The sequence below is a fragment of the Streptomyces sp. NPDC002577 genome, assembly GCF_053594815.1.
Window position 1 is genome coordinate 220,972 of record NZ_JBSFWK010000009.1, and the last position, 20,863, is coordinate 241,834.

The 20,863-nt window shown below is 70.3% G+C and carries 20 protein-coding genes; 16 read left to right on the top strand and 4 right to left on the bottom strand.

The annotated features are described in order from the left end of the window. Nucleotides 1-117: 117 nt before the first annotated feature. Complete coding sequence (locus ACWD4J_RS15890) at nucleotides 118-1,332, top strand: sensor histidine kinase (RefSeq protein WP_451395944.1); 1,215 nt, start codon at nucleotides 118-120, stop codon at nucleotides 1,330-1,332. A 74-nt stretch (nucleotides 1,333-1,406) separates the two neighbouring features. After that, the gene (locus tag ACWD4J_RS15895) at nucleotides 1,407-2,090 is read left to right on the top strand and encodes a response regulator (protein WP_451395945.1); all 684 of its coding nucleotides are present in this window, start codon (nucleotides 1,407-1,409) and stop codon (nucleotides 2,088-2,090) included. A gap of 26 nt (nucleotides 2,091-2,116) precedes the next feature. Here the strand turns inward: ACWD4J_RS15895 and ACWD4J_RS15900 are convergent, their stop codons facing one another. Further along, complete coding sequence (locus ACWD4J_RS15900; RefSeq protein ID WP_451395991.1) at nucleotides 2,117-3,229, bottom strand: DUF5937 family protein; 1,113 nt, start codon at nucleotides 3,227-3,229, stop codon at nucleotides 2,117-2,119. Nucleotides 3,230-3,403: 174 nt separating this feature from the next. On the opposite strand from ACWD4J_RS15900, the gene ACWD4J_RS15905 reads away from it, so the two are divergent. Further along, nucleotides 3,404-3,637: a hypothetical protein gene (locus ACWD4J_RS15905; RefSeq protein ID WP_451395946.1), complete on the top strand. Its 234-nt coding sequence runs from the start codon at nucleotides 3,404-3,406 to the stop codon at nucleotides 3,635-3,637. On the opposite strand, the gene ACWD4J_RS15910 is transcribed toward ACWD4J_RS15905, so the two are convergent. Further along, nucleotides 3,627-4,781 carry a threonine aldolase family protein gene (locus ACWD4J_RS15910; protein ID WP_451395947.1) on the bottom strand — a complete coding sequence of 385 codons (1,155 nt, stop codon included), beginning with the start codon at nucleotides 4,779-4,781 and terminating at the stop codon, nucleotides 3,627-3,629. The two genes, ACWD4J_RS15905 and ACWD4J_RS15910, sit on opposite strands and share 11 nt — an antisense overlap. 163 nt (nucleotides 4,782-4,944) lie before the next feature. Between ACWD4J_RS15910 and ACWD4J_RS15915 the strand changes: the two genes are divergently transcribed. From ACWD4J_RS15915 to ACWD4J_RS15960, 10 genes are all read left to right on the top strand, one after another. Beyond that, the gene (locus tag ACWD4J_RS15915; protein WP_451395948.1) at nucleotides 4,945-5,880 is read left to right on the top strand and encodes a Rossmann-like and DUF2520 domain-containing protein; all 936 of its coding nucleotides are present in this window, start codon (nucleotides 4,945-4,947) and stop codon (nucleotides 5,878-5,880) included. Next, the gene (gene panC, locus ACWD4J_RS15920) at nucleotides 5,877-6,866 is read left to right on the top strand and encodes a pantoate--beta-alanine ligase (RefSeq protein WP_451395949.1); all 990 of its coding nucleotides are present in this window, start codon (nucleotides 5,877-5,879) and stop codon (nucleotides 6,864-6,866) included. The genes ACWD4J_RS15915 and panC overlap by 4 nt, the downstream gene beginning before the upstream one ends. A gap of 38 nt (nucleotides 6,867-6,904) precedes the next feature. Beyond that, on the top strand, nucleotides 6,905-8,749 hold the full coding sequence (locus ACWD4J_RS15925; protein WP_451395992.1) for an L-aspartate oxidase: 1,845 nt from the start codon (nucleotides 6,905-6,907) through the stop codon (nucleotides 8,747-8,749). A 5-nt stretch (nucleotides 8,750-8,754) separates the two neighbouring features. After that, nucleotides 8,755-9,750: a carboxylating nicotinate-nucleotide diphosphorylase gene (gene nadC, locus ACWD4J_RS15930; protein WP_451395950.1), complete on the top strand. Its 996-nt coding sequence runs from the start codon at nucleotides 8,755-8,757 to the stop codon at nucleotides 9,748-9,750. Nucleotides 9,751-9,756: 6 nt separating this feature from the next. Next, nucleotides 9,757-10,554: a type III pantothenate kinase gene (locus ACWD4J_RS15935; RefSeq protein ID WP_451395951.1), complete on the top strand. Its 798-nt coding sequence runs from the start codon at nucleotides 9,757-9,759 to the stop codon at nucleotides 10,552-10,554. A 148-nt stretch (nucleotides 10,555-10,702) separates the two neighbouring features. Next, on the top strand, nucleotides 10,703-11,434 hold the full coding sequence (locus ACWD4J_RS15940) for a hypothetical protein (protein ID WP_451395952.1): 732 nt from the start codon (nucleotides 10,703-10,705) through the stop codon (nucleotides 11,432-11,434). A gap of 13 nt (nucleotides 11,435-11,447) precedes the next feature. Then, nucleotides 11,448-11,627: a hypothetical protein gene (locus tag ACWD4J_RS15945; RefSeq protein WP_451395953.1), complete on the top strand. Its 180-nt coding sequence runs from the start codon at nucleotides 11,448-11,450 to the stop codon at nucleotides 11,625-11,627. Between the two features lie 171 nt (nucleotides 11,628-11,798). Beyond that, entirely contained in the window at nucleotides 11,799-12,215 is a 417-nt protein-coding gene (locus tag ACWD4J_RS15950) for a BlaI/MecI/CopY family transcriptional regulator (protein ID WP_451395954.1), read from the top strand. Nucleotides 12,216-12,224: 9 nt separating this feature from the next. Further along, nucleotides 12,225-12,758, top strand: a complete 534-nt coding sequence (locus tag ACWD4J_RS15955) for an amino-acid N-acetyltransferase (RefSeq protein ID WP_451395955.1) — start codon at nucleotides 12,225-12,227, stop codon at nucleotides 12,756-12,758. A 228-nt stretch (nucleotides 12,759-12,986) separates the two neighbouring features. Continuing rightward, complete coding sequence (locus tag ACWD4J_RS15960; protein ID WP_451395956.1) at nucleotides 12,987-13,325, top strand: histone-like nucleoid-structuring protein Lsr2; 339 nt, start codon at nucleotides 12,987-12,989, stop codon at nucleotides 13,323-13,325. Here ACWD4J_RS15960 and ACWD4J_RS15965 read toward each other — a convergent pair. Next, nucleotides 13,304-13,873 carry an SCO3374 family protein gene (locus ACWD4J_RS15965; protein ID WP_451395957.1) on the bottom strand — a complete coding sequence of 190 codons (570 nt, stop codon included), beginning with the start codon at nucleotides 13,871-13,873 and terminating at the stop codon, nucleotides 13,304-13,306. The genes ACWD4J_RS15960 and ACWD4J_RS15965 overlap by 22 nt on opposite strands. A gap of 431 nt (nucleotides 13,874-14,304) precedes the next feature. On the opposite strand from ACWD4J_RS15965, the gene ACWD4J_RS15970 reads away from it, so the two are divergent. Both ACWD4J_RS15970 and ACWD4J_RS15975 read left to right on the top strand, forming a co-directional pair. Continuing rightward, complete coding sequence (locus ACWD4J_RS15970) at nucleotides 14,305-16,833, top strand: ATP-dependent Clp protease ATP-binding subunit (protein WP_451395958.1); 2,529 nt, start codon at nucleotides 14,305-14,307, stop codon at nucleotides 16,831-16,833. An 839-nt stretch (nucleotides 16,834-17,672) separates the two neighbouring features. Next, nucleotides 17,673-18,296 carry a M23 family metallopeptidase gene (locus tag ACWD4J_RS15975; protein WP_451395959.1) on the top strand — a complete coding sequence of 208 codons (624 nt, stop codon included), beginning with the start codon at nucleotides 17,673-17,675 and terminating at the stop codon, nucleotides 18,294-18,296. 25 nt (nucleotides 18,297-18,321) lie between these two features. On the opposite strand, the gene ACWD4J_RS15980 is transcribed toward ACWD4J_RS15975, so the two are convergent. Next, nucleotides 18,322-18,906, bottom strand: coding sequence for a TetR/AcrR family transcriptional regulator (locus ACWD4J_RS15980; protein ID WP_451395960.1), 585 nt, complete (start codon nucleotides 18,904-18,906; stop codon nucleotides 18,322-18,324). Nucleotides 18,907-19,068: 162 nt separating this feature from the next. Between ACWD4J_RS15980 and ACWD4J_RS15985 the strand changes: the two genes are divergently transcribed. After that, a complete protein-coding gene (locus tag ACWD4J_RS15985) occupies nucleotides 19,069-20,688 on the top strand; it encodes an MDR family MFS transporter (protein ID WP_451395961.1) in 1,620 nt (539 codons plus the stop codon). Nucleotides 20,689-20,863: the final 175 nt, after the last annotated feature.

A 20,863-nucleotide genomic window follows, 5' to 3' on the forward strand; every position in this document is an offset into this window, starting at 1 on the left:
GCGTCAGGCTATGCGCAGGGGTCACGGCCACCTCCACCTTGGGGAGTACACGGCCGTTGTGCGGATCGAACCTCCGGTTGACTTCTGCACACTGCACGCTTCCCTACGCTGGGTGACGTGCAGCGCGTCTACGACTTCTTCCGCAGGCACCCGACATGGGTCGACGGCTTCTGGGCCGTCGTGCTCCTCGGGATCGCCTGCGTGCATTTCGTGAGCGCGCTGAGCTCTCCGCAGGAGGAGGACCCGCTCCTCGCGTCCGTGCCGATCGCGCTGCTGCTCTGCCTCGTCGTCGCCCTGCGCCGCCGAAGCCCTGAGAAGATGCTGCTGGTCGCCGCCGTTGCGGGCGCGGCCCAGCTGGTGCTCGGCGTCGAGGTGATGCCCGCCGACTTCGCGATGCTGGTGGCGATATACACCGTGGCCGCGACCGGCGAGCGCCGGGCGTCCCGCCTGGCGCTGGCCGGCGGCCTGTGCGCGGCGCCGCTGGCCCAGCTGCGCTGGCCGCAGGAGAACGTCAGCACCGCCGGGCAGGTGCTCGTCACGATCTTCCAGACCGTGCCGTTCGTGCTCGCCTGGGTGCTCGGCGACTCCTTCCGCACCCGTCGCGCCTATTTCGCCCAGCTCGAGGAGCGCGCCGCCCGCCTGGAGCGGGAACGCGAGGCCCAGGCCAAGGTCGCGGTCGCCGCCGAACGGGCCCGTATCGCCCGTGAACTGCACGACGTCGTCGCGCACAACGTGTCGGTCATGGTGGTCCAGGCGGACGGTGCCGCGTATGTCATGGACACCGCCCCTGACCAGGCCAGGAAGGCTCTGGAGACGATCTCCGGCACCGGCCGCCAGGCGCTCGCGGAGATGCGGCGGCTGCTCGGCGTGCTGCGGACCGGGGAGCACGAGGAGGGCGGGGAGTACGTTCCGCAGCCCGATGTCGAGCAGATCGACGATCTCATCGAGCAGGTGCGCACCGCCGGCCTGCCCGTCGACTTCAAGGTCGAGGGCACCCCGCGGCCCCTGCCCAGCGGTGTGGAGCTCACCGCGTACCGCATCGTGCAGGAGGCCCTCACCAACACGCGCAAGCACGGCGGCCCGAACGCCGGGGCGAGCGTGCGGCTCGTCTACTTCGACGACGGCCTCGGGCTGCTCGTCGAGGACGACGGCGACGGCGCCCCGCACGAGCTGTTCGAGGAAGGGGGCGCCGACGGGAAGGGGCACGGCCTCATCGGCATGCGCGAACGCATCGGCATGGTCGGCGGCACGCTGGACGCCGGGCCGCGACCCGGGGGAGGCTTCCGTATCAGCGCCCTGCTGCCGCTCAAGCCCGCCACCTGGCACGGCTGACCCGTTTCTCGTCTCACGTCCGCTCTCTCACGTCTTCTGCTCACGTCTTCGAGGTCCACGAAAGGACTCACCCCATGGCGCCGATCCGCGTGATGCTCGTCGACGACCAGGTGCTGCTGCGCACCGGATTCCGTATGGTGCTCGCCGCCCAGCCGGACATGGAGGTCGTCGCGGAGGCGGGCGACGGCGTCGAGGCGCTTCAGGTGCTGCGGTCGACCGCGGTCGACGTGGTGCTGATGGACGTACGCATGCCGAAGCTGGACGGCGTGGAGACCACCCGCCGTGTCTGTGCGGACGGGCAGCGGGAGGGCGCGCCGAAGGTGTTGATCCTCACCACCTTCGACCTCGACGAGTACGCCTTCTCGGCGCTGAAGGCGGGCGCTTCCGGATTCATGCTCAAGGACGTGCCGCCCGGGGAGCTGCTGTCCGCGATACGCGCCGTGCACAGCGGCGACGCCGTCGTCGCGCCGTCCACGACCCGGCGGCTGCTCGACCGCTTCGCCCCGATGCTGCCGACCGCCGGCAAGGAGCCGCGGCACAAGGAGCTGGAGCGGCTGACGGACCGCGAGCGCGAGGTGATGGTGCTGGTCGCGCAGGGTATGTCGAACGGCGAGATCGCGGCGCGGCTGGTCCTGTCGGAGGCGACGGTGAAGACGCACGTCGGCCGCATCCTCACCAAACTCGGGCTGCGCGACCGGGTGCAGGTGGTCGTCCTCGCGTACGAGACGGGGCTTGTCCGGGCCGGAGGAGGGGCCTGACTCGGTCCGTTCGGTGCGGCGACGGGTCAGCGGAGGATGCCCTCCAGGAAGTCGCTGCCCAGCCGGGCCACCACGGTCACGTCCAGCTGGTACAGGACGTAGCGGCCACGGCGCCGGGTGGTGATCAGGCCGGCCTTCTTCAGCACGGCCAGGTGACGGGAGACCTCCGGCGCGCTCAGACCGTTCGCAACGGCCAGCTCGCCCGTCGTGTACGGCGCGCGGGCGATGTTGCGGCACAGCCGCAGACGTAGGGGGTGGGAGAGGGCTTCGAGACGCAGCTTCAGGGTCTCGACCGAAGCGGGACCGGGCAGTTCGGGCGAGTTGACCGGGTAGTGGATGACGGGCCGCCAGCCGGGGGCGTGCAGCACCAGCAGATGGGGCCAGCCGAAGTGCGACGGCACGAAGGTGACCCCCGCGCCGACCGCCGGGTCCACGGCCGTCGTCCTGCCCAGCGTGAGCTTGTCGACCTCGATCCGGCGGGCGTCCTCGCTCAGACCGAGCGCGGGCGACACGGCGGCCAGCGCGCCGGAGAGGCCTTTGTGGCGCAGGATCTCGGTCTTGTGCCGGGCGTCGGCGGCCAGTTGGATGCCGACGCGCCGCCAGGTGTCGGCGAAGAACGCCTCGTCGCAGTCCTCCAGCAGACGCCGGATCCAGGCCCGCACGGCCGGCGGGTCCTTCAGCAGCCGCTCGGCGAAGTCCACCTGCCGGGGGCCCCGGGTGGCCGCCAGCTCCAGCGAGCGGGCCGCGCGACCGGCGTCCACGAGCGGTGACGGGCCACCCTCCTGATACGAGGCGCCGCAGGTGAACTCCAGGGCCGCCAGGACGAACCGCTCGTCGTCCAGCCGGTCCAGGATGTCCAGGTCCTCGGCGAGCGTCGCGCCCGGCCGACCAGGTCCGCCGGGCACGCCCGCGAACGGCATGAAGATGTCGGAGAACGTACTGCGCCACAGGAAGTCCGCATCGTGCAGCCGGTCGGCGAGGTCCGGCTTGAGCGAGGCGGCGGTGGCGGTCGCCCACCCGTGCAGCCCCGGGTGATGTCCCGGCTCGGCCAGGGCGTGCAGGGCCACGCCCAGCTCGGCCAGCGGAGACGGGTCGAAGACGATCCGCTCCGGGGGCAGGCCCGAGATGTCGATGCTCACGCTCATGGCCTCATGGTGCACCCCGCCGCTGACAGTGCGGCCTTCCATTGACGGCCGCCGTCAATCGACGCGACGGGGGCTGCCCGACGCGCGCACTCTCGGAGCACCGTCGAAGGCCCGGTTCCGTTCCCCCTCCAGTTCCCCTTCCGTTCCCGTTCCGAGAGGCGAGCCGCCATGAGTCTGACCCAGCAGTACCTGCTCGACACCTACCGTGCCCGGCAGCGCGGTGAGCCCGGCCCGCCCGCCCTCGGCAGCAAGGACTGGCAGGTCGTGCGCGAGCTGCGGGACTACCGCCGTTTCCGGGCCGTCGTCGCGGAGCGCCCGGCCCGCGGCCGGTTCCGCGCCGCGCTGGCCCGCCGACTGCATGTGCGGCGCCCCCGACCGAGGCCGGCGGCGCCTAGCCGCTGACCGGGCCGGGCAGCCGCTCGACGAAGTCCGCGACGGCCGCGCGGACGTCGTCGGCCGTCCACTCGAGACCGGACGCCGTCACCGTGACCTCGGTGAGCGACATTCCGGGCACACCGCCCTCGTGCCAGAAGATCCGGAACAGCGCCGTCTTCGTCTCCTCGGCCTGCCGCACCAGCGCGTCGTTCAGCGCTTCGGCGGCGTACGGCAGCCAGACCTGGAACTGGTGCGTGTGCGGCACCTCGGGGTGGACGCGCGCCCACGGAACCTCCGCATCCGCGAACCCCTCGCGCAGCGCCGCGGCGACCACGCGCGCGTGCGTCACGTACTCCGGCAGCCGCGGCAGCTCGTGCTCCAGTCCGACGAGGACGGACAGGGCGGTCGGGAACTGCTGGAAGAGCTGGCCGCCGTAGCGGTGGCGCCAGGCCTTGGCCTCGTCGATCAGCGACCGGGGGCCGGCCAGCACGGAACCCCCGAGACCGCCGAGCGACTTGTAGAGCGACACGTACACGCTGTCCGCGAGACCGGCTATCTCCTCCAGAGGGCGGCCGAAGTGGGTGGGGCACTCCCAAAGACGCGCCCCGTCGAAGTGCACGACCGCGTCCCGCTCCCGCGCCGCCTCGACGACGGCTTCCAGCTCCTCCCACGACGGCAGGACGAAACCGGCCTCCCTGAGCGGCAGTTCGAGCATCAGCGTCCCGAAGGGCTCATCGAAGTCCCGCACCTCGTCGGCGTTCGGCAGCCGCCGCTCGCTGGTCGGGTGGACGGTGCGCAGCCCGCTGAGCGTCTCGAGGGCGCCGCGCTCGTGCTGCACCGGGTGCGCGAGCGGGTGCAGGGCGACGACAGGGTTGCCCGTACGCCCCGCCCAGCAGCGCAGGGCCACCTGCTGCGCCATCGTCCCGGTCGGGAAGAACGCGCCGGCGTCCTTGCCGAGCAGAGCGGCGACGCGGCGCTCGACCTCCTCGACTAGGCCGTTCCCGTAGATGTCGGTCGCCTCGTCGAGGTCGTATACGGCAGGGGCCGCGTCCACCAGCTGATCGAGCTGTTCCCGGAGGGTGCCTTCCATCGCCGTACGGGCGAGAGTCCGCTCGGCGCCCCGCAGCGCGGCGAGCCGCCGCTTGCGCTCCTGCTCTTTCTCATCGCTCATCCACAGATCATGTCGCACGGCCATGGGGATGCACACAGCCTGTGGACAACCGGTCGGCAGGACCGGTGCGCGACGCAGGAAGAACCCCTCGAACCGATCGCGTTAGCATGACGAGAAATCGTCCGGTACCCCGAGCGGACTGGAACGGAAAGGCCGCCGTCGAGTGAACACACCTCAACCGCCCGATCCGAAGGACCGCCCCGCGCGGCTCTCCGTCGGGGTCGTGGGAGCAGGCCGGGTCGGACCCGCGCTGGCCGCGTCCCTCCAGCTCGCCGGGCACCGCCCGGTCGCCGTCTCCGGGGTTTCCGACGCATCGAGGCGCCGGGCCGACGCGATGCTGCCCGGCGTCCCGCTGGTGTCCCCGGCCGAGGTCCTGGAGCGCGCCGAGCTGGTCCTGCTGACCGTGCCCGACGACGCGCTGCCGGGCCTCGTCGAAGGCCTCGCCGAGACGGGCGCCGTCCGGCCGGGCCAGCTGATCGTGCACACCTCCGGGCGGTACGGCACCAAGGTGCTGGACCCCGCGCTGCGCGCCGGTGCGCTGCCCCTCGCCCTGCACCCCGCGATGACGTTCACCGGCACGCCCGTCGACGTGCAGCGGCTGGCCGGATGCTCCTTCGGCGTGACCGCGCCGGAGGAGCTGCGCCTGGCCGCCGAGGCGCTGGTCATCGAGATGGGCGGGGAGCCGGAGTGGATCGAGGAGGAGGCCCGCCCGCTGTACCACGCGGCGCTCGCCCTCGGTGCGAACCACCTGGTCACGCTGGTCGCCGAGGCCATGGAGCTGCTGCGCGCCGCGGGCGTCGGGGCCCCGGACCGCATGCTCGGGCCGCTGCTCGGCGCCGCCCTGGACAACGCGCTGCGCTCCGGTGACGCGGCGCTCACCGGCCCCGTCGCGCGTGGGGACGCCGGTACGGTCGCCGCGCACGTCGCCGAGCTGCGCAAGCACGCGCCGGGCACCGTCGCCGGGTATCTGGCCATGGCGCGGGCCACCGCCGATCGCGCGCTCGCCCACGGACTGCTCAAGCCCGAGCTCGCCGAGGACCTGCTCGGGGTACTTGCCAATGGGGCGGACATCGACGGCGCGGACGGAGAGGTGCGATGACCACGCTGCTGCACACCGCGAAGGAACTGCGCGCACGCGCGCGTGCCGGCCGCCGCACCGTCGTCATGACCATGGGCGCCCTGCACGAGGGGCACGCGACCCTGATCCGCGAGGCCCGGAAGCTGGCGGGCCGCGACGGCGAGGTCGTCGTCACGGTCTTCGTGAACCCGCTGCAGTTCGGCGCCGGAGAGGACCTCGACCGCTATCCGCGCACCCTGGATGCGGACGTGAAGGTCGCCGAACAGGCGGGCGCGGACGTGGTGTTCGCGCCGTCCGTGGACGAGGTCTACCCGGGCGGCGAGCCCCAGGTGCGTATCTCCGCGGGCCCCATGGGCGAGCGTCTGGAAGGTGCGTCGCGCCCCGGCCACTTCGACGGCATGCTGACCGTCGTCGGCAAGCTGCTCCACCTCACCGCACCGGACATGGCGCTCTACGGGCAGAAGGACGCCCAGCAGCTCGCCCTGATCCGCCGCATGGTGCGCGACCTCAACTTCGGCGTGGAGATCGTGGGCGTGCCGACCGTCCGCGAGGAGGACGGGCTCGCCCTGTCCAGCCGCAACCGCTACCTGTCGCCCGCCGAGCGGCGTACCGCGCTGGCCCTGTCCAAGGCCCTCTTCGCGGGCCAGGACCGGCATGCCGCGCAGGAGGCGCTCCGCGCGCGTGCCGCCCTCGCACCGTCCACGCACGCGCGTGCCGAGGCGCTCAGCGCGCTCGGCGAGTCCCGCGCCGCCGCGGACGCCCACGCCGTCGCGACCGCCGTGCCGGGCGGCCCCGCCGCCGTCCGCGCCGCCGCCCAGCTGATCCTCGACGAGGCGTCCCGTTTCGACCCGCCGCTCCACCTGGACTACCTGGCACTGATCGACCCGTCCGACTTCACGGAGGTCCCCGACGGCTTCACGGGCGACGCGGTCCTCGCGGTCGCCGCGAAGGTCGGCACGACCCGGTTGATCGACAACATCACCCTCACCTTCGGAGCCGCCTCGTGACCGGCACAGGAACGTCATCCACCGGGACAGGACCCGCGATAGCGCCTCCGGGCGGCACCGGCACGGGGCCGGCGACGCCGCCGGGCCACGCCACCGGGATACGGCTGCACGCGCCCGCCCCCGGCTGGTCCCTGGCCGCCGACGTCGTGGTCGTCGGCTCCGGCGTCGCCGGACTGACCACGGCGCTGCGCTGCGAGGCGGCGGGCCTGGAGACCGTCGTGGTCACCAAGGCCCGGCTGGACGACGGTTCCACGCGCTGGGCGCAGGGCGGCATCGCGGCCGCTCTCGGCGAGGGGGACACCCCCGAGCAGCACCTTGAGGACACGCTCGTCGCGGGCGCGGGTCTGTGCGACGAGGACGCCGTCCGCATCCTCGTCACCGAGGGCCCCGACGCGGTCCGCCGCCTGATCGACACCGGCGCCCACTTCGACACGTCCCCGGTGACCGGCGACATCGAGCTCACCCGCGAGGGCGGCCACCACCGCCGCCGTATCGCACACGCGGGCGGCGACGCGACCGGCGCCGAGATCTCCCGGACGCTCGTCGAGGCGGTACGCGCGCGTGGCGTGCGCACCGTCGAGAACGCGCTGGTCCTGGACCTGCTGACGGACGCCGATGGCCGCGCGGCCGGTGTCACGCTGCACGTCATGGGCGAGGGCCAGCACGACGGCGTCGGCGCGGTGCACGCGTCCGCCGTGGTGCTCGCGACCGGCGGCATGGGCCAGGTCTTCTCCGCGACCACCAATCCGTCCGTGTCGACGGGTGACGGCGTCGCGCTCGCGCTGCGCGCCGGAGCCGAGGCCAGCGACCTCGAGTTCGTCCAGTTCCACCCCACCGTGCTGTTCCTCGGCGCCGACGCGGAGGGCCAGCAGCCGCTGGTCTCCGAGGCGGTACGCGGCGAGGGCGCGCACCTCGTCGACGCGGACGGCGTGCGCTTCATGGCCGGACAGCACGAACTCGCGGAGCTCGCGCCCCGGGACATCGTCGCCAAGGGCATCATGCGCCGCATGCAGGAACTCGGCGCCGAGCACATGTACCTGGACGCCCGCCACTTCGGCGCCGAGATGTGGGAGCAGCGCTTCCCGACGATCCTCGCCGCGTGCCGCGCCCACGGCATCGACCCCGTCACCGAGCCCGTCCCGGTCGCCCCTGCCGCCCACTACGCCTCCGGCGGCGTCCGCACCGACGACCACGGCCGCACCACGGTGTCCGGCCTGTACGCGTGCGGCGAGGTCGCCTGCACCGGCGTCCACGGCGCCAACCGGCTCGCCTCGAACTCCCTCCTCGAGGGTCTGGTCTACGCGGAGCGCATTGCGGCCGACATCGCCGCGGCGGCCCGGGAGGACAACCTCCACGCGCGCGTGCCGTCCCCCGTGGACCATCCCGAGACGCCCGCGTACCCGCTGCTCGCGCCCGAGGCCCGGTTCGCGATCCAGCGGATCATGAGCGAGGGCGCCGGGGTCCTGCGCTCCGCGGAGTCCCTGGCGCGCGCCGCCGAGGAGCTGCAGCGGCTGCACTCCGACGCGAGGGACGCCCTCGCCGAGAACGGCAAGACCGCCGAGCCCGGCGTCGACACCTGGGAGGCCACCAACCTGTTGTGCGTCGCCCGCGTGCTCGTCGCGGCAGCCCGGCAGCGTGAGGAGACCCGCGGCTGCCACTGGCGCGAGGACCACGCCGACCGCAACGACGAGGTGTGGGACCGCCACATCGTCGTACGGCTGAACCCGGACCGGTCGCTCGACGTGCACACGACCGAGAGCGCTGCGTTCCCGCCCACGCGGGCCGGCTGGCCCCCAGCGCCGTCGACCGAGGGCTCCGCGGCCCCGTCCGGCGGCCTTCCCCAGACCCACACCCATCCCCAGTCCCGTCCCCAGGAGCAGTGACCGACGTGAGCACCCCCGACCTTCCCGTCTTCCCGAGCGGTGGCTGCGGCGACGGCTGCGGCTGCGGCGGCGAGGACGAGCACGACCCCATGGAGTGCGGTCTCGACCCCGCGCTCGCCCAGCTCCTGGCCGACGCCGGACTCGACCCGATCGAGATCGAGGACATCGCGCACATGGCCGTCGCGGAGGACCTCGCCGGCGGCGTGGACGTCACGTCCGTCGCGACCATCCCCGAGGACGCCGTCGCGACCGGCGACTTCACCGCCCGCGAGGCGGGCACCGTCGCCGGTCTGCGCGTCGCCGAGGCCGTCATCTCCGTCGTCTGCACCGACGAGTTCGAGGTGGAGCGACACGTGGAGGACGGCGACCGGGTCGCCGCCGGCCAGAAGCTGCTCAGCATCACGACCCGCACCCGTGACCTGCTGACCGCCGAGCGCAGCGCGCTCAACCTGCTGTGCCGCCTCTCCGGCATCGCGACGGCCACGCGCGCGTGGGCCGACGTTCTGGAGGGTACGAAGGCGAAGGTGCGCGACACCCGCAAGACCACGCCCGGCCTCAGGTCCCTGGAGAAGTACGCGGTGCGCTGCGGCGGCGGCGTCAACCACCGCATGTCGCTGTCCGACGCCGCGCTGGTCAAGGACAACCACGTGGTCGCGGCGGGCGGCGTTGCGCAGGCCTTCAAGGCTGTGCGCGAGGAGTTCCCCGGCCTGCCGGTCGAGGTCGAGGTGGACACCCTGCACCAGCTGCGCGAGGCCGTGGACGCGGGCGCCGACCTGATCCTGCTCGACAACTTCACGCCCGGCGAGACCGAGGAGGCTGTGTCCCTCGTGCACGGCCGTGCGTTCCTCGAGTCCTCCGGCCGCCTCACCGTGGAGAACGCCCGCGCGTACGCCGAGACGGGCGTCGACTACCTGGCGGTGGGCGGCCTCACGCACTCCTCGCCGATCCTCGACATCGGCCTGGACCTGCGGGAGGCCCCGGCCGCGGCGGAGGCGGAGTAGACGCACATGCTTCTCACCATCGACGTGGGCAACACCCACACCGTGCTGGGCCTCTTCGACGGCGACGACATCGTCGAGCACTGGCGGATCTCCACCGACGCCCGCCGCACCGCCGACGAGCTCGCCGTCCTGCTCAACGGCCTCATGGGCATGCACCCGCTCCTCGGCGAGGAACTGGGCGACGGCATCGACGGCATCGCGATCTGCTCGACCGTCCCGTCGGTCCTGCACGAGCTGCGCGAGGTCACCCGCCGGTACTACGGCGACGTCCCCGCCGTACTGGTCGAGCCGGGCATCAAGACCGGCGTGCCGATCCTCATGGACAACCCCAAGGAGGTCGGCGCGGACCGCATCATCAACGCGGTCGCCGCGGTCGAGCTCTACGGGGGCCCGGCGATCGTGGTCGACTTCGGCACGGCGACGACGTTCGACGCGGTCTCCGCGCGCGGGGAGTACACCGGCGGCGTCATCGCGCCCGGCATCGAGATCTCGGTCGAGGCCCTCGGCGTGCGCGGCGCGCAGCTCCGCAAGATCGAGATCGCCAGGCCGCGCAGCGTCATCGGCAAGAACACGGTCGAAGCGATGCAGTCGGGCATCATCTACGGGTTCGCGGGCCAGGTCGACGGCGTGGTGAACCGTATGGCGCGCGAACTGGCCTCCGATCCGGACGATGTCACGGTCATCGCGACCGGGGGGTTGGCGCCGATGGTTCTCGGCGAGGCCTCGTCCATCGACGAACACGAGCCGTGGCTGACGCTGATCGGGCTCCGCCTCGTGTACGAGCGGAACGTGTCCCGTACGTGACCCTTCCGGGGGCCCGGGGTTCCACGGCACCCGCCGTCGTGGGTTGTGCCCACCCTCCCCAGCTACCGCTGGGAGGTGCCCCCAGCGAAGCCACGCCCAAGAATGAGTGATAGCTGGCTTTTGTCTGATTAGCGCGTATCGTCGGCACATGCCCACGCCTTACGGATCCCGCGGTGGTATGGCGTTCGGCGCGGAGGAGCTGCGTGTGCTCCGACGTGCCCTCGCCCTCGCCCTTCACCCCAGCTCCGTGTCCGCCGAGGACGTCCAGGCCTGCCTGCGCCTCGCCGAGTCCGTCGACGAGGCGGTCCGCGAGGGCGACCGGCTCTGCGCCTTCCTGGTGGCGGACCTCGCTCGTTACCGGGCCGCGCTCCCGGGCAGCGCGATCGGCTATCTCGCGCTGCTGGAAGAGGCCCTGAGCAGCGGCTACCAACCGGGCCCGGACGACACCGCGGCCCTCCGCGCGCTGGGCGCCAACGGTAACCCCGTCGCCGCAGCCCTCCTGGACCGCTGCCCCGGCCACGTCGACCGTTCCGACTGCACTGACCAGGCCGCAGCCGAGGCCACAGAGGTCGGCGCCGCCGTACGCGCCGTACCCGGCGAAGATCGGCAGGCGGATCGCCGACCGGACTGGCGGACAGACCGGCCGGCGGCCGCCGCGGCGCAGCCCCCGCGCCCCTCCCTGGTCGCCACCTCCCGCATCCGCCTGCTCGCTCTCCCCGGCGGCCTCGCCGCCAAGGAGCCGGCCAAGCCGAAGCCCAAGCAGCCGCCGGTCGAGCGCCCGGCCCCGCAGCGGCCCGTGCCGACCCCGGCGGAGGTGTTCCCTCCCAAGCGCAAGCCCGCGCCACCGACCGCCCCACCGCAGAAGCTGGCCGCCGTATAGCTACCCTGGGGGCATGGAATACGTCTCCGCGCTCTTGCCCCCGGTCGTGATGGCCGTGTTCTTCACCGGTCTGGTGGTGACGATCGTGAAGTCCCAGGGCGGTGCCAACAAGTCCAAGGAGGACGCGGCCGTCGACGCCGCCATCGCGCGCGCCGAGGCGGCCCGCCCGGCCGGTGAGCCCCGCGACGCCTGAAACTCACCAGGTCCGCGACGCGTGACCCACCGCCCGACCCATCGGTGACCGACCGCGTCCCGAGACCCGAAGTGGCGTATGACTCGTAGCTTTTCGAGTCATACGCCCTTTTTGTTGTCGAAAAGGCACGTTTGGCGCGCCATTGGTGACTTCTCCCACTATTGTTCTGGTGTGCCTCGCCCATTGGGAGAACTCGAAGACGCGGTCATGACGCGGGTGTGGAAGTGGAACCGCCCGGTGACCGTTCGAGAAGTCCTGGAAGATCTCCAGCAGGAGCGGTCGATCGCCTACACCACCGTGATGACCGTTTTGGACAATCTCCATCAGAAGGGCTGGGTGCGCCGCGAGGCGGAAGGCCGTGCCTATAGATATGAGGCGGTCTCCACTCGCGCCGCGTACGCCGCCGCACTCATGAACGAAGCCTGGTCGCAGAGCGACAACGCGGCCGCCGCTCTCGTCGCCTTCTTCGGCATGATGTCGCCGGAACAGCGCGAAGCGCTGCGCGCGGCCATCCGCATCGTGCAAGGCCCCGAGATCGTGGAAGCCCGGGAGAGCCCCGGTTCAGCGGAGGGCGAGGCCGGGCGATAGCGTCCGCTCATGCCAGGAGAGTCACCAGAAGTCAGCGCTAAAGCCGTCACCGTACGCAGAGCGCGCACCTCGGATGTGCCGGCCGTACGCCGTCTCCTCGACTCGTACGTCCGTCAGCGGATCCTGCTCGACAAAGCGACTGTGACGCTTTACGAGGACATCCAGGAGTTCTGGGTCGCGGAACGCGACGACAACGCGGAGCTCGTCGGCTGCGGTGCCCTGCATGTGATGTGGGAAGACCTCGCGGAAGTCCGCACACTCGCGGTGAACCCTGTGGTCAGAGGCGCCGGGGTCGGACATCAGTTGCTGGGGAAGCTGCTGCAGACCGCCCGCTGGCTCGGTGTTCGCCGGGTTTTCTGCCTCACCTTCGAAGTCGAGTTCTTCGCGAAGCACGGCTTCGTCGAGATCGGTGAGACGCCGGTCGACACAGATGTCTACAGCGAGCTGCTGCGTTCCTATGACGAGGGCGTCGCGGAGTTCCTCGGTCTCGAACGAGTGAAACCGAACACCTTGGGCAACAGTCGGATGCTTCTGCATCTGTGATCATCAGGCGCTATTCCTAGCCGGACCCCCGTTCCTGGGTGCCCTATGTCCGAAACGCGTACGTTTCCAGGCGCCCTTGGGGAGCCTGGTCTCTGTCAGGGGTTTGTGTTTTTCCAGGAAAAGCGGTTTGCTTTCCGACGTACTGCAGCACTGCATATAACAGGGGCCGGCGAATCAGCGGCTGAAGCCGCAGGCCCCGGTCCTGAAGTTTCGATGAAAGGAAATCCGGTGGCACAGAAGGTTCAGGTCCTTCTTGTCGATGACCTCGACGGCGGCGAGGCGGACGAGACCGTGACGTTCGCGCTGGACGGCAAGACGTACGAGATCGACCTCACCACCGCCAATGCCGACAAGCTCCGCGGACTGCTGGAGCCCTTCGTCAAGGGCGGTCGTCGTACCGGAGGCCGCGGCGCCGGGGCCCGCGGCAAGGCACGCGCAGCAGCGTCCGGCGGCAGCCAGGACACCGCGCAGATCCGCGCCTGGGCGAAGGAGAACGGCTACGAGGTCAACGACCGCGGCCGTGTCCCCGCGACCATCCGCGAGGCCTACGAGAAGGCCAACGCCTGAGCGCTCAGACGCCGCAGCCGGGCCCGGTGGCACTCCGTCGCCGCCGCGTCCACGAGTCGTACGAGATCGAGAGCGGGGGCGCCCCCACCGCCCCCCAGCGAGGCCAGGGCCGGTAGCGCCGGTTCCGCATCGCATCCTGGCTCGGGGGGCCGCACCCATACGGCGGCCCCCGGCGAGCCCGTCCACCCCGGAGGCGCCGGCGCATCGATCCGCCCGCCCGCCCCGATCGCGGTGAGATCCCGGGCCAGAGCGCCCCACTCCAGCCAGTCGAGCAGCCCCGGCAGCTCCTCGGCGCTTCCCGCGGCCACCAGCAGCCGCATCACCGGCCCCTGCACAGCCACCGGGCACCGCGGCGCGAGCCGCCCCAGAACCGCGTGCCCCGCGTCGGCGGGCAGTTCCAGTACGTCGAAGAGCAGCCCCGTCAGCAGCTGCACCGGCGTCCCGTCGGCCGTCTCCCAGCCGAGCTCGCGCTCGTACCACCGCCGTACCGGATCGGCCGGTCGGCTCGGGTGGACCGGGCGCGACGGAGGGGGGACCGTAGGAACCATGCAAGGGCAACACCCGGCAGAGGCTCCGGGTTACGCAAGGTGGTGTGATCGATGCGCAGAGTATTCGTCAAGGGGGCGTGTGGACGCATGCGGGCGCGCAAGGTTGTTCGCCCGTAGCGGAGGGAACCGGCGCACGCCGCATGGAGTGTCAGTCGTTACGGGTAAGACATCCCTAGTGGGGAGGGGCGACACGCAAGGTTGGGGCGTCTCACGTTCGCCATCGGCGTACTGGCGGCGGGGGTAACTACCTGGCCTGCGGGAACATCGTCTCGCACCATCGGGTTGGAGCAGTTGTCGGCGTTCCGGGTTGGGAGGCCAAGGACGGGTGTCGGCAGTTGGAATGAGCGGTCCCCGCTTGCGGGACTAAGCTGCGGAAGGACAGGGAGGGGAGCGTCCCCTTACTGCCTGACCGCTCTGAGGAGCGATTAACGATGTTCGAGAGGTTCACCGACCGCGCGCGGCGGGTTGTCGTCCTGGCTCAGGAAGAAGCCCGGATGCTCAACCACAACTACATCGGCACCGAACACATCCTCCTGGGCCTGATCCACGAGGGTGAGGGTGTCGCCGCTAAGGCCCTGGAGAGCCTCGGGATTTCGCTCGAGGCGGTCCGCCAGCAGGTGGAGGAGATCATCGGCCAGGGCCAGCAGGCCCCGTCCGGGCACATCCCCTTCACCCCTCGTGCCAAGAAGGTCCTGGAGCTGTCGCTCCGCGAGGCCCTTCAGCTGGGCCACAACTACATCGGCACGGAGCACATCCTGCTCGGCCTGATCCGCGAGGGCGAGGGCGTCGCCGCCCAGGTCCTCGTCAAGCTGGGCGCAGACCTCAACCGGGTGCGGCAGCAGGTCATCCAGCTGCTCTCCGGCTACCAGGGCAAGGAGACCGCCGCTGCCGGCGGTCCTGCCGAGGGCACCCCCTCGACGTCCCTGGTGCTCGACCAGTTCGGCCGGAACCTCACCCAGGCCGCCCGCGAGTCCAAGCTCGACCCGGTCATCGGGCGCGAGAAGGAGATCGAGCGGGTCATGCAGGTGCTGTCCCGCCGTACCAAGAACAACCCCGTGCTCATCGGCGAGCCCGGCGTCGGCAAGACCGCCGTCGTCGAGGGCCTGGCGCAGGCCATCGTCAAGGGCGAGGTGCCCGAGACCCTCAAGGACAAGCACCTCTACACCCTCGACCTGGGCGCCCTGGTCGCCGGCTCCCGGTACCGCGGTGACTTCGAGGAGCGCCTGAAGAAGGTGCTCAAGGAGATCCGCACGCGCGGCGACATCATCCTGTTCATCGACGAGCTGCACACGCTGGTCGGTGCGGGTGCCGCCGAGGGCGCCATCGACGCCGCTTCGATCCTGAAGCCGATGCTGGCCCGCGGTGAGCTCCAGACGATCGGTGCGACCACGCTCGACGAGTACCGCAAGCACCTGGAGAAGGACGCCGCGCTCGAGCGCCGCTTCCAGCCCATCCAGGTCGCGGAGCCGTCGCTGCCGCACACCATCGAGATCCTCAAGGGCCTGCGCGACCGTTACGAGGCGCACCACCGCGTCTCCATCACGGACGAGGCCCTGGTCCAGGCCGCCACGCTGGCCGACCGGTACATCTCGGACCGCTTCCTGCCGGACAAGGCGATCGACCTGATCGACGAGGCCGGTTCCCGGATGCGTATCCGCCGGATGACCGCTCCGCCGGACCTCCGCGAGTTCGACGAGAAGATCGCGGCCGTGCGCCGGGACAAGGAGTCGGCGATCGACTCCCAGGACTTCGAGAAGGCGGCCTCTCTCCGCGACAAGGAGAAGCAGCTCCTCGCGGCGAAGACCAAGCGGGAGAAGGAGTGGAAGGCCGGCGACATGGACGTCGTCGCCGAGGTCGACGGCGAGCTGATCGCCGAGGTCCTCGCCACCGCCACCGGCATCCCGGTCTTCAAGCTGACCGAGGAGGAGTCCTCGCGTCTGCTGCGCATGGAGGACGAGCTCCACAAGCGGGTCATCGGCCAGAAGGACGCCATCAAGGCGCTCTCGCAGGCCATCCGGCGTACGCGTGCGGGTCTGAAGGACCCGAAGCGTCCCGGCGGCTCGTTCATCTTCGCCGGCCCCTCGGGTGTCGGTAAGACGGAGCTGTCGAAGACCCTCGCCGAGTTCCTCTTCGGTGACGAGGACGCGCTGATCTCCCTCGACATGTCGGAGTTCAGCGAGAAGCACACGGTGTCGCGTCTCTTCGGTTCGCCCCCCGGCTACGTGGGCTACGAAGAGGGCGGCCAGCTGACCGAGAAGGTGCGCCGCAAGCCGTTCTCCGTCGTCCTGTTCGACGAGGTGGAGAAGGCCCACCCGGACATCTTCAACAGCCTGCTGCAGATCCTGGAGGACGGTCGCCTGACCGACTCCCAGGGCCGGGTCGTGGACTTCAAGAACACGGTCATCATCATGACGACCAACCTCGGCACCCGGGACATCTCCAAGGGCTTCAACCTCGGCTTCGCCGCCACGGGTGACGTCAAGACCGGCTACGAGCGCATGAAGGCCAAGGTCAACGACGAGCTGAAGCAGCACTTCCGCCCGGAGTTCCTGAACCGTGTCGACGACACGGTGGTCTTCCACCAGCTCACCGAGGAAGACATCATCCAGATCGTCGATCTCATGATCGCCAAGGTGGACGAGCGCCTGAAGGACCGGGACATGGGCATCGAGCTCAGCCCGACCGCCAAGTCGCTCCTCGCGAAGAAGGGCTACGACCCCGTTCTGGGCGCCCGGCCGCTGCGCCGGACGATCCAGCGGGAGATCGAGGACATCCTCTCCGAGAAGATCCTCTTCGGCGACCTCCGCCCCGGCCACATCGTGGTCGTGGACACGGAGGGCGAGGGTGACGCGCGCACCTTCACCTTCCGCGGCGAGGAGAAGTCGGCCCTGCCGGACGTGCCGCCGATCGAGTCGGCGGCGGGCGGCGGCTCGGGCCCGAACCTCAGCAAGGAGGCGTGACGCGTCGCTCGCGCCGAGCTGAACGCAACGCCAGAAAGGGGCTGGCCCCGGAACTTCGGTTCCGGGGCCAGCCCCTTTTTCGGCTCTGTGGGGCTCCGCCCGAGGCTCTGTGGGGCTCCGCCCGAGGCTCTGTGGGGCTCCGCCCCGGTTTCTGTGGGGATCCCCGCCCGGGACTCTGAGGGCCGGCCCCATGTGGCCCGGGAATCGGCCCTTCGGTGGGGCCCGCCCTGGAATGCCGGACGGGCCGCGTATTCCGCTTACTCGCCTGCTCGGCGTCATGAGGACGAGACGGCGCAACCGCCGACAGCGATCGCCGACGTCGCGGGGTCGGTCGGGCGAATGCGAGTAGCCCCGGTCACATTTCCCGCGTAGCCGGGATCGTATTTCCGAGTAGTCCAGGTCACATTCAGCGAGTAGCCCAGGTCACATTTCCCGGGCATCGATCTCGCCCTTCAGTGACATGACGCACAGGCATTTTGTCCGGTACTAGGTTGAATAGTGGTCAATGGGGCGTGATGGGCCCGGATTCTCGGTAGGGGGTGGGCTTGGGGTGCGGATGACTCGGCGCGAAGAGGTGGGGCGATCCATGTTTCAGTACGGGGCGCCAGCTGTCACGTGCGGCTAAACCTCGCCCTGGATGGGGGTTTGTGTCCTGGTTTCAGGCGGTTCGAAGGCGTTCGTGACTCGTGTCAAGAGGTCCTGAATGTGACGTTTTCCTACGATCTTGACTAGTAGAAGGGGCTTTTGGGCGTAAGCGGGAGGACGGGTTACCAATGTGTTGTCCCGCCCGGCACATGGCTTTTACGTGTTGGGTTCGCTTTACGCCCGGAGGTCCCTGAATGTCTAAGTTCGCTACGTCCCGCGTTCCCGGCTCGTCCCTGCTTCGTACCCGTGCGGCCGTCGTCGCCGTCAGCCTGGGAGCGTCGGCGTTGCTCGGTGCCGGGGTCGCGGCCGCTGCGGACACCGGCGTGACCGCCACCGCGCTGTCCAAGACCACCGCCGCTTCCGTCGCCGCGCAGGCCGACGCCCAGGCCAAGAAGGCCGGCGGCTGGGTCCTCCCGGTCAAGCACTACTCGCTCTCCGCGAGCTTCGCCCAGGCTGGTGGCATGTGGGCGCACAAGCACTCCGGCCAGGACTTCGCGGTGCCGTCGGGCACCCCGGTGGCCGCTGCGTCGAGCGGCACCGTCGTCAAGGCCGGTTCGAACGGTGCCGGTGACGGTCCCGCGTACGGCAACGCCATCGTGATCAAGCACGGCAACGGCACGTACTCGCAGTACGCGCACCTGTCGAAGATCAACGTGCGGATAGGCCAGGCCGTGAAGGCGGGGCAGAACATCGCTCTGTCCGGCAACACCGGCAACTCCAGCGGCCCGCACCTGCACTTCGAGATCCGTACGACCCCGAACTACGGTTCCGCGGTCAACCCCGTCACCTTCCTGCGCGCACACGGCGTCGGCGTCTGACGGAGCTGACAGCCCGCGGCGGCGGTCAGCCGCCCGAGTGGGCCTGTGTCACCAGATCGATGGCGACCTCGAGGACAGCCTTGCGCTTCTCCTCGGGGTCGCCTTCGACGTCTTTGAGGGCGAACATGCCGGCGTGCATCGAGAACAGGGCGCTGACGCAGCGGACCTGGTCGGTCAGCGGGGCGTCGGGGTCCTTGATGATGTCGAGCAGGGTGAGCATGCGGTCCTTGAACATCTCGCCGATGCTCAGTTCGCGCACCGTCGCCTGGTTCTCCTGCATGAAGCGGAAGAGGGGGGCGACCCCGGTCAGCGCCTCGCTGTAGCGGCGCAGCACCTCCTGCTTGGTCTCCAGGGTGTGCGGCTGGGTCCTGCCCCACTCGATCAGCTCGTCCATGGGGCTCACCAGGTCCTGGAAGAGGCTGATCAGGATGTCTTCCTTGGTCTTGAAGTGGTAGTAGAGCGCCGCCTTCGTGACCTCCAGGTGCTCGGCGATCTCGCGCAACGAGGTCTTCTCATAGCCCTGTGCGGAGAAGAGCTCGAGTGCCACGTCCTGGATGCGCTGGCGGGTGTTCCCCCGGCGCTGCTGCCTGCTGCTGCCCATGCTGCTCATGGTGGCCGCTCCTCGTACTCCGCAAAACCGCTTGTCAAAAACTTACTTGACGCCCGGCTAGTTTCCGCTCTACTTTCCTCAGTGTAGTTAGCTAGCCGGGCGACAAGTAAGTGTGTAGTGCGGGTCGCCTCGCTTCCTTGACGTCCCAGGGGGAGTGCAGAGATGTCCCAGACCCAGCCACCGGTCGACGCCGTACCGGCCGGCCCCGCCGACGAGGCGCCCGAAGAGGGCAGGCAGCCGCGCAGCGTGCGCGTCGTGCTGCTCGCCCTCATGATCGCCATGCTGCTCGCGATGCTCGACAACATGATCATCGGCACCGCGATGCCCACCATCGTGGGCGAACTCGGCGGCCTCGAGCACCTCTCATGGGTCGTCACCGCCTATACGCTCGCGACCGCCGCCTCCACCCCCATCTGGGGCAAGCTCGGCGACATGTACGGACGGAAGGGCGTCTTCCTGACGTCCATCGTCATCTTCCTGATCGGCTCCGCACTGAGCGGCATGGCCCAGGACATGACGCAACTGATCGGTTTCCGCGCCATCCAGGGGCTGGGCGCCGGCGGGCTCATGGTCGGCGTGATGGCGGTCATCGGTGATCTGATTCCGCCCCGGGAGCGCGGCAAGTACCAGGGCATGATGGCCGGCGTGATGGCGCTCGCCATGATCGGCGGGCCGCTGGTCGGCGGCACGATCACCGACCACCTCGGCTGGCGCTGGTCCTTCTACATCAACCTGCCGCTCGGCGTGGTCGCCCTCGCCGCCATCGGCACGGTGCTGCACCTGCCGAAGAAGCGGACGCAGAGCCGGATCGACTACCTGGGTGCCGCCCTGCTCACCGTCGGCATCACCGCGATCGTGCTGGTCACCACCTGGGGCGGCACGCAGTACGCGTGGGGCTCTGCCATGATCATGGAGCTCATCGCCATCGGGGTCGCCTCGCTCGTCGGCTTCGTCTTCGTCCAGATGAAGGCCGCCGAACCGATCCTGCCGCTGCACATCTTCCGCAGCCGCAACTTCACGCTCATGTCCGTGATCGGTTTCGTCACCGGCTTCGTGATGTTCGGCGCGGTCCTCTTCCTGCCGCTGTACCAGCAGTCCGTACAGGGCGCGTCCGCCACCAACTCCGGTCTGCTCCTGCTGCCCATGCTGATGTCGATGATGGTCCTCTCGCTGGTCGCGGGACGGGTCACCACCAACAGCGGCAAGTACAAGATCTTCCCCGTGTCGGGGACCGTGCTGACGATCGCCGGGCTGTTCCTGCTGGCCCAGATGGACACCGGGACGACCCGTCTCACCTCGGGTCTGTACATGGCGGTGCTCGGCGCGGGCATGGGCTGCCTGATGCAGACCACCATGCTGGTCGCGCAGAACAGCGTCGAGATGAAGGACATGGGCGTCGCCTCCTCCTCGACCACCCTCTTCCGTACGCTCGGCTCCTCCTTCGGTGTCGCGATCATGGGTGCCCTGTTCAACAACCGGGTGCAGGACGTGATGGCCGAGCGCGCCGGGGCCCTCGGCAGCCAGATCACCGAGAAGTCCGCGCAGCTCGACGCGGCGAGCCTGGCCAAGCTGCCCGCGGCGGCCCGCGAGGCCTACCAACACGCGGTGTCGGCCGGCACGCACTCGGCGTTCCTGCTCGGCTCGGTCGTCGCCGTGGTCGCCCTGGTGGCGGCGGTGTTCGTCAAGGAGGTCCCGCTGCGCGGCGCGGGAGCGCAGAAGCCGGCCGGGGGTGCGGACGACGAGGCCGCGCAGCCCGGGAAGGCGGCGGCAGAGGCCGTGTGATCCGGTTCTGTTTTCCGGTTCTGTTTTCGGGGTTGATGGCCTCCGGCGCGCGCGGCGTGCCGGAGGCCATCGGCGTGTGGTGGGGGGCAGAGCTTGCGGCCGCCGGTCCGAGGCCGTTGACGGTGCCGCTGTCGGCGGGCGTCGTTGTCAGTGGGCCTTGCCGGCATCGCTGATG

What these genes read in the sequence shown, in the direction of transcription:
- ACWD4J_RS15955 (WP_451395955.1), top strand. Translation starts at nt 12,225, where the DNA reads ATGCCAGGAGAGTCACCAGAAGTCAGCGCTAAAGCCGTCACCGTACGC.
- ACWD4J_RS15910 (WP_451395947.1), bottom strand. Translation starts at nt 4,781, where the DNA reads ATGAGCGATGAGAAAGAGCAGGAGCGCAAGCGGCGGCTCGCCGCGCTG.
- ACWD4J_RS15965 (WP_451395957.1), bottom strand. Translation starts at nt 13,873, where the DNA reads ATGGTTCCTACGGTCCCCCCTCCGTCGCGCCCGGTCCACCCGAGCCGA.
- ACWD4J_RS15905 (WP_451395946.1), top strand. Translation starts at nt 3,404, where the DNA reads ATGAGTCTGACCCAGCAGTACCTGCTCGACACCTACCGTGCCCGGCAG.
- panC (WP_451395949.1), top strand. Translation starts at nt 5,877, where the DNA reads ATGACCACGCTGCTGCACACCGCGAAGGAACTGCGCGCACGCGCGCGT.
- ACWD4J_RS15935 (WP_451395951.1), top strand. Translation starts at nt 9,757, where the DNA reads ATGCTTCTCACCATCGACGTGGGCAACACCCACACCGTGCTGGGCCTC.
- ACWD4J_RS15975 (WP_451395959.1), top strand. Translation starts at nt 17,673, where the DNA reads ATGTCTAAGTTCGCTACGTCCCGCGTTCCCGGCTCGTCCCTGCTTCGT.
- ACWD4J_RS15980 (WP_451395960.1), bottom strand. Translation starts at nt 18,906, where the DNA reads ATGAGCAGCATGGGCAGCAGCAGGCAGCAGCGCCGGGGGAACACCCGC.
- ACWD4J_RS15970 (WP_451395958.1), top strand. Translation starts at nt 14,305, where the DNA reads ATGTTCGAGAGGTTCACCGACCGCGCGCGGCGGGTTGTCGTCCTGGCT.
- ACWD4J_RS15895 (WP_451395945.1), top strand. Translation starts at nt 1,407, where the DNA reads ATGGCGCCGATCCGCGTGATGCTCGTCGACGACCAGGTGCTGCTGCGC.
- ACWD4J_RS15940 (WP_451395952.1), top strand. Translation starts at nt 10,703, where the DNA reads ATGCCCACGCCTTACGGATCCCGCGGTGGTATGGCGTTCGGCGCGGAG.
- ACWD4J_RS15985 (WP_451395961.1), top strand. Translation starts at nt 19,069, where the DNA reads ATGTCCCAGACCCAGCCACCGGTCGACGCCGTACCGGCCGGCCCCGCC.
- ACWD4J_RS15945 (WP_451395953.1), top strand. Translation starts at nt 11,448, where the DNA reads ATGGAATACGTCTCCGCGCTCTTGCCCCCGGTCGTGATGGCCGTGTTC.